The sequence below is a fragment of the Kitasatospora sp. NPDC041917 genome, from assembly GCF_055589745.1.
The window spans coordinates 54090-64375 of the sequence record NZ_JBVJBI010000018.1 but is presented as its reverse complement, the minus strand read 5'-3'; the positions used below and the strand labels follow the sequence as shown (position 1 = coordinate 64375).

Annotated in this window: 9 protein-coding genes and 1 pseudogene; 5 read left to right on the top strand and 5 right to left on the bottom strand. The window is 74.2% G+C overall.

Annotated features, from left to right (window positions below):
- A pseudogene (locus ACZ6EM_RS22540) lies at positions 1-234 on the top strand (hypothetical protein); the annotation flags it as partial.
- Positions 235-337: 103 nt separating this feature from the next.
- A complete protein-coding gene (locus tag ACZ6EM_RS22535; protein WP_452178125.1) occupies positions 338-1024 on the top strand; it encodes a class F sortase in 687 nt (228 codons plus the stop codon).
- A gap of 113 nt (positions 1025-1137) precedes the next feature.
- Here the strand turns inward: ACZ6EM_RS22535 and ACZ6EM_RS22530 are convergent, their stop codons facing one another.
- The 3 genes from ACZ6EM_RS22530 to ACZ6EM_RS22520 all read right to left on the bottom strand — a co-directional run bounded on the left by ACZ6EM_RS22530 (position 1138) and on the right by ACZ6EM_RS22520 (position 5031).
- The gene (locus tag ACZ6EM_RS22530; protein ID WP_465773090.1) at positions 1138-2172 is read right to left on the bottom strand and encodes a methyltransferase; all 1035 of its coding nucleotides are present in this window, start codon (positions 2170-2172) and stop codon (positions 1138-1140) included.
- Between the two features lie 121 nt (positions 2173-2293).
- Positions 2294-3376: a right-handed parallel beta-helix repeat-containing protein gene (locus tag ACZ6EM_RS22525; RefSeq protein WP_401051552.1), complete on the bottom strand. Its 1083-nt coding sequence runs from the start codon at positions 3374-3376 to the stop codon at positions 2294-2296.
- A gap of 332 nt (positions 3377-3708) precedes the next feature.
- Positions 3709-5031: a cytochrome P450 family protein gene (locus ACZ6EM_RS22520; RefSeq protein ID WP_401051554.1), complete on the bottom strand. Its 1323-nt coding sequence runs from the start codon at positions 5029-5031 to the stop codon at positions 3709-3711.
- Positions 5032-5261: 230 nt separating this feature from the next.
- On the opposite strand from ACZ6EM_RS22520, the gene ACZ6EM_RS22515 reads away from it, so the two are divergent.
- Complete coding sequence (locus tag ACZ6EM_RS22515) at positions 5262-6254, top strand: deoxyribonuclease IV (RefSeq protein ID WP_465773089.1); 993 nt, start codon at positions 5262-5264, stop codon at positions 6252-6254.
- A 43-nt stretch (positions 6255-6297) separates the two neighbouring features.
- On the opposite strand, the gene ACZ6EM_RS22510 is transcribed toward ACZ6EM_RS22515, so the two are convergent.
- On the bottom strand, positions 6298-6513 hold the full coding sequence (locus tag ACZ6EM_RS22510; RefSeq protein ID WP_359912359.1) for a hypothetical protein: 216 nt from the start codon (positions 6511-6513) through the stop codon (positions 6298-6300).
- Positions 6514-6953: 440 nt separating this feature from the next.
- Between ACZ6EM_RS22510 and ACZ6EM_RS22505 the strand changes: the two genes are divergently transcribed.
- Together ACZ6EM_RS22505 and ACZ6EM_RS22500 are read left to right on the top strand one after the other, a co-directional pair.
- Positions 6954-8354 carry an amino acid permease gene (locus ACZ6EM_RS22505; protein WP_401053927.1) on the top strand — a complete coding sequence of 467 codons (1401 nt, stop codon included), beginning with the start codon at positions 6954-6956 and terminating at the stop codon, positions 8352-8354.
- 189 nt (positions 8355-8543) lie between these two features.
- On the top strand, positions 8544-9191 hold the full coding sequence (locus ACZ6EM_RS22500) for an HNH endonuclease family protein (protein WP_380545740.1): 648 nt from the start codon (positions 8544-8546) through the stop codon (positions 9189-9191).
- Between the two features lie 134 nt (positions 9192-9325).
- Here the strand turns inward: ACZ6EM_RS22500 and ACZ6EM_RS22495 are convergent, their stop codons facing one another.
- Complete coding sequence (locus ACZ6EM_RS22495) at positions 9326-10207, bottom strand: SDR family NAD(P)-dependent oxidoreductase (protein WP_465773088.1); 882 nt, start codon at positions 10205-10207, stop codon at positions 9326-9328.
- Positions 10208-10286 lie beyond the last annotated feature (79 nt).

Here is a 10286-nt window from a genome sequence, read left to right as displayed (position 1 = left end):
GGCAACGGCGAAGGCCGGGGCAACGACGAGCACAAGGGCAACGACGAAGGCAGGGGCTCCGAAGGCCGGGATGAGGACCACAAGGGCCCGCACGGCGGCGTGCACACCGGTGGTGGCGGCATGGCGCTGGCCGGCGGCGGGCTCGCCTCCGGCGCGGTGCTGCTGATCGGCGGCCTCGGGGCGGGCGCGTACGCCCTGCGCCGCGGCCGCCGCGCGTCCGGCGCGATCGCCTGACGCCAAGCCCTCTGATTCCACCGCCTCCGGGCGCCTCCCCGCCCGGGGGCAGGCGCACCGGGGGCGGTGGGCCGTCGTGGAACAGATCGAGCGGAGGACAGGAATGACGGGCGGTCCCACCTCTGGAGCATCCCGGCTGCTGCGCGCGGGGATGGGCACGGCAGCGGTCGGGCTGCTGCTGATCTACAACTCGGTCGGCACCGGCACGGACTTCGGCGCGGAGGACGGCAGGCCCGTTCCCCCGGCGGCCACCGCGCCGGCCGTCCCCGGTCCTGCGGGCGCCGCGGACGCGGACGCGGACGCGGCATCGCGCACGCCGGCGCTCGGACGCGCCAAGCCGACCCGGCTGCGGATCCCGCAGATCGCCGTGGACGCGCCGTTCACCGAACTGACCGTCAACCCGGCCGGCCAACTCGACGCGCCACCACCGAACGACAAGAACCTGGTGGGCTGGTACCGGGACGGCGTCACCCCGGGAGAGCGCGGCAGCGCGGTCCTGGCCGGGCACGTGGACACCACCACCGGCCCGGCGGTGTTCCTGCTGCTGAGCTTCCTGCAACCGGGCAACAAGGTCGAGGTGAGCCGCGAGGACGGGACGGTCGCGGTGTTCTCGGTCGACTCGGTGGAGACCTTCGCCAAGAACGCCTTCCCCGACGCCAAGGTGTACGGCAGGACCCCAGACGCACAGCTCCGGCTGATCACCTGCGGCGGCGCCTACGACAAGAAGCAGCGGGACTACCTGAACAACGTCGTGGTCTTCGCCCACCTGGAGTCCTCGCACCCGGGCTGACCGGCGCGCACGACGACCGCCGGCCCCCTTCGCTCGGGGCCGGCGGTCGTGCGTGCCGGTGGCCGTACCGCCGTACCGTCATACGGCGGATGGCGGTGGCGGGTGGCGGTGGCTCAGCCCGTCACGAGGGCCTCGAAGGCGTGCAGGTAGGGGTTGACCGGGCGGACCGCGGTGACCGTCAGTCCGGCCTCCGCCATCAGCCCGACCATGCTCTCCTCGGAGTGCTTGGCACCGCCCACGTTGAGCATCAGCATCAGGTCCATCGCGGTGGTGAACCGCATCGAGGGGCTGTTGTCGACCAGGTTCTCCACCACCACGACGCGGGAGCCGGAGCCGGCCGCCTTGACCACGTTGGCGAGGGTGCGGCGGGTGCTGTCGTCGTCCCACTCCAGGATGTTCTTGATGATGTAGAGGTCGGCGCGGACCGGGATCTCCACCCGGCAGTCGCCCGGCACCAGGCGGGCCCGGGCGGAGAAGGCCCCGCCGTCCTGGAGCCGCGGGTCGGCGCCGGCCACCACCTTGGGCAGGTCCAGCAGGGTGCCGTGCAGCGCCGGGTGCCTCTCCAGCAGGCTGGCCAGCACGTGGCCCTGGCCGCCGCCGATGTCCGCCACCGAGTCGATTCCGGTGAGGTCCAGGTACTCGGCGAAGTCCTCGGCGGACTGCCGGCTGGAGGTGGTCATCGCCTTGTCGAAGACCTTCGCCGAGTCGCCGGCGTCGCTGTGCAGGTAGTCGAAGAACTCCTTGCCGAACAGCTCGGGGAAGACGTTGCGGCCGGAGCGCACGGCCTCGTCCAGCCTCGGCCAGGCCTCCCAGGTCCAGGGCTCGGTGCACCAGAGGGAGATGTAGCGCAGCGAGTTGGGGGCGTCCTCGCGCAGCAGCCGGGACATCTCGGTGTGCTCGAAGCGGTCGTCGCCGCTCGCCTCGAAGATGCCGTAGCAGGCGAGCGCGCGCAGCAGGCGGCGCAGCTGGCGGGGCTCGGTGTCGAGTGCGACGGCGAGGTCGGTGACGGTGGTCGGGGTGTCGCCGAGCACGTCGGCGACACCGAGCCGGGCGGCCGCGCGGACGGCGGCGGCGCAGGCGGCGCCGAAGACGAGTTCGCGCAGGCGCATCGCGGCCTGGGGGCTGGTAAGGGCGGGTGCGGTGGTCATGGCGGGTTCCTCGGGTCCTTGGGGGTTCCTGGGGCGGCGGGCGGCGAGGGGCGACGGGCCGGCGGCGGGAGTGGGAATGGGGAGCGACGGGCCGACGGCCTGGGTGAGGGGGCGCCGGGGCTCAGCAGCGGCCGGCCGGCTCGGAGCGCTCGCAGGTGTTGCGGGCGAAGGTGTTGTCGGCGCCGGCGTCGCGGTCGGCGAGGTCGGCCGGACCGTTGCCGCTCAGTTCGTTGTCGGTGATCACGGCGCGGGCGTTGGAGACCCCGACGACGCTCCGGAAGAGGACGATGCCGCCGGAGAAGTCCGAGGTGCCCGTGTTGTCGCGGACCTCGTTCTCCGTCACCCGGGTGTCCTCGGTGCCGGTGAGCACGATGCCGGCGCCCTGGATGGCGCCCAGGCGCGGGTTGGCCGGGCAGAACTTGTTGTTGCCGACGACGGTGTTGCGCCGGACGTCGAGGTTCCCGGCGCGGGGCACGCCCTCGTCGCCGACCACGAAGACGCCGGCGCAGTTGCCGCTGATCCCGTTGTCCTGGACGGCCAGTCCGCGCAACCGGCGGACGGTGACGCCCACCCGGTTGCCGGTCAGCTCGTTGCCCTCGACGACGGTGCCGCCGGTGTCGGGCGAGCCGCCCTCGCGGTAGGCGTAGTTGGCGAGGAAGACGCCGGACTGGCCGTTGTCGGTCGAGCGGTTGCCGCGGATGACGGCCCGGGTGGACATCTCCTGGCTGATGCCCTGCTGGGCGTTGTCGTGGACGTAGGTGCCGCTGACGGTCAGACCGGTGGTGCCGCTGGCGTCGATGCCGTTCTTGCGGAAGCCGGTGACGGCGAGGCCGTGGACGGTGACGTCGGACAGCGGGTGCTCCTCGGTGCCGACCACGCAGATGCCGTGGCCGGCGGCGGCGCAGGCGTTCTCGGTGCCGTCCCCCGGGACGATCACGCTGTTCCGGCCGGCGCCGCGCAGGGTGATGCCGGGGGTGGTGATGCGGACGCTGCCCCGGTAGGTGCCGGGGAACAGCTGGACGATGTCACCGGGCCGGGCGGCGTCGACCGCCCGCTGAATCGATTCTCCTGGCCGGACGTGGTGCAGCGGGAGGCCACCGTCGGCGCGGGCCGCGGGGGCGGCGGCCAGGGCGGCGAGGACGGTGGTCAGGGCGGTGGCGGCGGCGGTGGCCGCGGCGAGGTGGTGGACCCGTCGCGTGGACATGAGTGGTGACCTGTTTCTTTCGGCGCGCGCGGTGATCGTGCGGGTGTCGTGGTCCCCCGCACGGGCCGGCGGTATGGGCTGACGCGCTGTGCGCGGGCGGTGACGGCCGGTGGGTGCGGCCGTGTCGACGGTACGGGCGGCCGGATGGGCCCGCCACCAGGGCTGGGCTGCGGGACTGACGGGGCGTCGACCGGAGGTGGGACGGCCCGGCGTGGCGCGGGGTGGTGGGGGTCGGGCGTGCCGTGCGGCGGGTGGGCGGCGGCGGCAGTCGTGGCGACGCGCCCGACCACGGGGGCGGTCGGGCGCGTCGGCAGCGGGCTCGGCGGCCCGGGTCAGCCCGCGGCCGGGGCCTGCGGCCCGAGGCGGACGGGCAGCGCGGCGAGGTGCCAGGCGGCCGGGTTCGGTCCGCGCTCGACCGCCTCCGGGCCGACCGCGAGAGCCAGCTGCGGGTACGTCCGCAGCAGCGTGTCGAAGGCGACGACGGCCTCCTGGTGCGCCAGCACCGAGCCCAGGCACCGGTGGGTGCCGTGGCCGAAGCCCAGGTGCGCCTCGTGGTGCCCCGCGCGGTCCGGCGCGCTCGCCCGGCGGACGTCCAGGCGCTCCGGGTCGGCGTAGGCCCGCGGGTCGTGGTTGGCCCCGGCGAGGATCGGCATCACCGCCTCGCCCTTGCGGATCGGGGTACCGGCCAGGGTGAGGTCCTCCGTCGCGTAGCGCGGCACCCCGCCGATGGTCGGGCCGCACCAGCGCATCAGCTCGTCGACGGCGGCGGGCAGCAGGCCCGGGTCGGACCGGACCAGTGCCAGCTGTTCGGGGTGGGCGAGCAGCGCGGCCGTGCCGTTGCCGATCAGGGTGGCGGTGGTCTCGTGGCCGGCCACGATCAGGTTGAGGATCAGCGAGACGGTCTCCACCGGGGCGAGGGTGTCGCCCTCCGCGGCGGCCAGCCGGGAGAGCAGGTCCTCGGCCGGTTCGGCCCGGCGGCGCTCCACCAGGTCGCGGGCGGCGGTCACCATGGCGCGCAGCGCCTCGTCCAGGCCGGGCCCGGCGCCCCGGCCGAGGTAGGAGCTCCAGCGGCGCCACTGCGGGCGGTCGGCCTCGGGGATCCCGAGCAGCTCGCAGATCACCGTGACGGGCAGCGGGTAGGCGAAGTGCGCCACCAGGTCGACCACGCCGTCCGGGCCGGCGTGCCGGGGCAGCGCCCGGGCGTACTCCTCGGCGAGCCGCTCGATCCGGGGCCGCAGGCGCTCCACCGCACCGGCCGTGAAGGCGGGGTGCACCAGCCCGCGCATCCGGCGGTGCCGGGCGCCGTCCGCGCCGAAGACCCCGGCGCGCAGGTACTTCGCGCACTCCGGCGGCATGCCGCGGGCGCGCCAGACCTGCTCGGTGCGGTGCCCGGGGACGGGCGCGGGGGCGGGGGCGGGGGCGAGCTCGTCGTCGACGGGGCCGTCGACGGCGTTCACGTCGTTGACGAAGCGCGGGTCGGACAGCACGGTGCGGACGTCCTGGTAGCGGACGGCGATCCAGAAGGGCTCCACGCCGGGGATGGTGGCGCGGGCGAGCGGGGCGCGCTCGCGCAGGTCGGCGAAGGCGGTGAAGGGGTCGCGGATCAGGTGGTCGGCGCGCAGGTCGACGGTCTCGACCGGTTCGGCGGTGCTCACGGCTGCCTCCTCAGGAGTCGCGAAGTCCATCTGGTCACGGATCGTGACGGAGGCGGGTGGGGTGGTCCCCGGGTTCCGGCCCGGATTCACTCGATCGAGCACAGTGCATCGTTTCTCCGGACCCCGGCCGACCCTCCCGGGCCACCCCGCCCCGGCCACCCCGTCCGCTCCGCCCGGCCCGGCCCGGCCCGCCCGACACCCCGGTCCGGGCGCGTGGCATGCTCGGGGCCATGACCACCGTGCACGTACCGCCCGTCGCCGCCCTCCGCAACCCGATCGGTGCCCACGTCCCGGTGGCCGCGCGCGGACTGGCCGGCACCGGCCTGGCGTACGCGGCCCGGGTCGGCGCGGAGACGGTGCAGGTGTTCGTGGCCAACCCGCGCGGCTGGGCCACTCCCCCGGGCAACCCGGCCCAGGACGAGGAGTTCCGCACCGCCTGCGCCGAACAGGGCGTCCCGGCCTGGGTGCACGCGCCGTACCTGATCAACTTCGGCTCGGACAACCCGGCCACCCGCGAACGCTCCGCCGAGTCGCTGCGGCACTCGCTGCGCCGCGGCCACGCCATCGGCGCGCTCGGCGTCGTCCTGCACACCGGCTCGGCGGTCGGCACCGCGCCCGGCGGCGGCTCGCGCCGGGCCGAGGCGATGGCGCAGGTCCGGACGGACGTCCGGCCGCTGCTGGAGGAGCTGGACGGGCTGGGCGACGACGCGCCCTGGCTGCTGCTGGAGCCGACGGCGGGCCAGGGCAGCTCGCTCTGCTCGCGGATGGAGGAGCTGGCCGCGTACATGGCGGCGCTGGACCATCATCCGAAGGTGGGAGTCTGCCTGGACACCTGCCACGCCTTCGCCGCCGGGCACGACCTGGCGGAGCCGGGCGGGGTGACGGCCGCGCTGGACGCCCTGGCCGCCGCGGCCGGTCCGGGCCGGCTGCGGCTGATCCACGCCAACGACTCCGAGGACGTGGTCGGCGCCCGCAAGGACCGGCACGCCAACATCGGCGCCGGGATGATCGGCGCCGAGCCGTTCCGCGAGCTGTTCGAGCACCCGGAGACGGCCGGGGTGCCCCTGGTGGTGGAGACCCCGGACCGCAAGCACGGCGGGGACGGCACCGGGCACGCGATGGACATCGCGGTGCTGAAGGAACTGCGGGACCGGGCGGCGGTCCGCGGCCCCGGAACCCGTCCGACGGACCTGCGGGAGCCGGCCGCCGCGGGACGGCCGTGAGCCCGGAGACCGACGGGCGGCCTCCGGGCTCGGGGGGCGGGGATCAGCAGCCGCAGTCGCTCTCGCTGTGCTCGGAGTAGTTGAACCAGGTGGCGTGCGGGCCGACCAGGCCGACGCCCGCGGAGCCGGACTCCAGGTGCTGTCCCTCCGACTGCGTCGGAGCGAAGCCCCCCGCCATGGCCGAGGTCGGGACCGCCACCACGGCACCGGCCACGGCGACGATCACGGCGAGCTTGCGGATCTTCCCACGAAGCGACATCTGATGTCCTTTGGTTCGTCTCTGGTCCTCAACCCGCGCCCCCGACCGGCCTGTTCGGCCGCCCGACGGGCCGGGCGGCGCCCCACCGGGGGCGCCGCGCCAACGTTGGCACACGAACGCGCGGCTTCGGGCGCACGCCGCAACCGGGCTGAGGCGTTCGGGTGAGGCAACTCCCCCGGCCGGGCGAATCCGGGCGTACGTCGAGGAATGCGGGCGTACCCGCGTCAATCCGGTCGAACGGCCGGACGGAGGGGGCCGGACGAGTACCCGTCCGGCCGCCCCGCGGCCGGAAGTCTTGCGGCGATGGACCGGGCGAACTGAACAAATCCCGGCGATTTGGTGCAAGGTGCAGCCCGGTCCGAGCATGAACGGTCGCTCCATGACGCTCCACCGAGCGCGAGCACCAGCAGGAGCAGCACCACGAAAGGCGCACCACCCTCATGCAGACCAGTCCCGCCGCACCCCGGCAGGCGACCCGACCGAGCGGCCCGGAGACCCCGGGACCGGTCGGCTCCCCGCCGGACGGCCCCGCGCCCCGGACCACCGGCCGCCGTTTCGGGCTGCCGACCGCCACCGCCCTGGTGATGGGCAACATCATCGGCGGCGGCATCTTCATGATCCCCGCCGCCGTGGCCCCGTTCGGGACGGTCAGCCTGGCCGCCTTCGGAGTGCTCACCGTGGGCGCGATCGCGCTGGCGCTGGTCTTCGGGCAGCTCGCCCGCCGCAACCCGCGCACCGGCGGGCCGTACGTCTACGCCCGCGAGGCCTTCGGGGACTTCGCCGGCTTCCTGTCCGCGTGGTCGTACTGGATCACCACCTGGGTCAGCAACGCCGCGCTCGCCGTGGCCGCCGTCGGGTACCTGGACGTGCTGCTGCCGCTCCACCACTCCATCCCGCTGGAGATCACCGCCGCGCTGGCCTTCCAGTGGCTGCCGGCCCTGGCCAACCTGGCCGGCACCCGCTACGTCGGGGCCGTCCAACTCGTCTCCACCGTGCTGAAGTTCATTCCGCTGCTGCTGGTCTCGGTGGGCGGCCTGTTCTTCTTCGACCCGAAGAACCTCGGGCCCTTCGACGCCACCGGCCACGGCTGGGCGGGCGGCATGACCGCCGCCGCGGCGATCCTGCTGTTCAGCTACCTGGGCGTGGAGTCGGCCGCGATGAGCGCCGGCAAGGTCCGCGACCCGGAGCGCAACGTCGGCCGGGCCAGCGTGCTCGGCACCACCGGTGCGGCGGTGGTCTACCTGCTCGGCACCATCGCGGTGTTCGGCACCGTGGCGCACCAGCAACTCGTCCACTCCGCCGCGCCGTTCTCGGACGCCGTGGACGCCATGTTCGGCGGCGGCTGGGGCGGCACGGCGATCGCCGTCGCCGCGCTGGTCTCGATGACCGGCGCCCTCAACGGCTGGACCCTGCTCTCCGCCCAGGCCCCGTACGCGGCCGCCAAGGACGGCCTGTTCCCGGCCGCCTTCGGCAAGGAGCGGCGCGGGGTGCCGACCTTCGGCGTGCTGGTCGGCGTGGCACTGGCCTCGGCGCTGACCGTGGTCAACTTCGCCAGCGGCGCGAAGGGCGCCTTCGACATGCTGGTGCTGGTCACCACCTTCACCGCCACCGTGCCGTACCTGCTCTCCACCGCCGCCCAGCTGTACTGGCTGGTGCGCGGGGCGGGCGAGAAGGTCGACCGCGGGCGGCTGGTGCGCGACGCCGTCCTCGGCCTCGGCGCCTTCGCCTTCTCGCTCTGGCTGCTCGCCGGGGCCGGCTACGCCGCCGTCTACCAGGGCGTGCTGTTCCTGTTCGCGGGCATCCTGGTCTACGTCTGGATGGCGGGCCGCCGCCGCGACTGAAACCCCCGGCGGCAGCCGGAAAACCGGACACACCACCCCGAACCCCCGTGACGTACGCCGGACTTGTCCGGTGCACGTCCGATGTGCACGAGGATTTCACTTCCCGGGTCTACCCGCGTAGGTGACCGGATCGCCACACTGGCGCACGCAATTCAGCAGTTCTTCCGATCTGATGATGGAGCGTCCGCCATGGCCCCCACCGCACCCGTGCGCCGGTTCCTGTCCTGCATACCGGCTGCCGCCGCCCTCGCCGCCGCGACCGTGCTCACGGCCGGCACCCCCGCCCAGGCCGCCCTGCCGACCCCGATCTCCGCGGCCACCGCCCGCAGCTACCTCGCCGCGATGCCCGCCACCGCGGAGACCCACGGGGACACCTACGACCGCACGCTGTTCCCGACCTGGATCACCATCAGCGGCACCTGCGACACCCGCGAGTGGGTCGTCAAGCGGGACGGCAGCAACGTCGCCACCGACACCTCCTGCAAGGCGACCAGCGGCAACTGGTCCTCGCCGTACGACGGCGCGACCACCACCAACGCCTCCTCCTTCGACGTCGACCACCTGGTGCCGCTCTCCGAGGCCTGGGCCTCCGGCGCCTGGGCCTGGACCACCGCACAGCGCCAGGCCTTCGCCAACGACGTCACCCGCCCCCAGCTGCTGCTGGTCTCCGCGAGCAGCAACCGCTCCAAGGGCGACCGCGACCCGGCCGAGTGGCTCCCCCAGGCCTCCTACCGCTGCACCTACGCCCGCGCCTGGGTGCAGGTGAAGCAGTACTACGGCCTGGACGTGGACAGCGCCGAGAAGACCGCGCTCACCGGCATCCTCGCCAACTGCTGAGCCGAGAACCCCTGCGGCCCGGCGCTCACCCCGCGCCGGGCCGCAGTGCCGAGCACGGGTGCGGCGGTGGTGCCGGGCGGGCGCGGCGGTGGTGCCGGGCGGCTCGACACGCTCAGTCGGTCGAGTCGGCACGGTCAGTCGATCGAGTCGGCCGGGAAGTCGACCGGGTAGGCCTCGGCGAAATCGGCCGAGCGGGCCACCTCGCGCCACCTGGTGTCCTCCTCCAGGAGCCGCCGGTCCATGGCGATCGAGCCCTCGACGGCGTTGACCCCGAGCGGCAGGTGGTGGGGGATGTCGCGCCGCTTGGCCACCCGGACCAGGATCTCGGCGGCCCGGACCGGGTCGCCCGCGGCGCCGTCGCCCCCCTGCCGCAGCCGCCTGTTCACGGCGCCGACCGTCTCGTCGTAGGCCTCCGGGACGTCGTGGACGACCATCGAGGAGCCGGCCCAGTCGGTGCGGAAGCCGCTGGGTTCGACCACCAGCACCCGCACGCCGAACGGCGCGGTCTCGGCGCGCAGCACCCGGCTGAACCCGTCGATGGCGAACTTCGCCGCCTGGTACGAGGCGATGCCCGGGGATCCGCCGACCCGGCCGCCCATCGAGGAGAACTGCACGACCAGACCGCCCTTCTGCTCGCGCAGCAGCGGGAGCGCGGCCTTGGTGACGTGGTAGACGCCCCAGAAGTTGGTTTCGAATTGGGCGCGGAAGTCGGCGTCCTCGGTGGTCTCGATCGGCGAGACGTTGGCGTATCCGGCGTTGTTCACCAGCACGTCGATCCGGCCGAAGGCGGCGTGCGCCTCGGCGAGGGCGGTCCGGGCGGCCGCCGGGTCGGTGACATCCAGCGCGATCGGGCGGATCCGGTCGCCGAACTCCTCGGCGAGGTCGGCGAGTTGCTCGGGGCGGCGGGCGGTCGCGGCCACCCGGTCGCCGGCTTCGAGCGCGGCGCGGACGAGGGCGCGACCGAAGCCGCGCGAGCTGCCGGTGATGAACCAGGTCTGTTCCGTGTTCTGCTCCATGCCATCTAGTAAAACACCGTTGCATTATTAGCGCAACGGTGTTGCGGTATTACGGCAACGGTGTTGCCCTACCATGGGC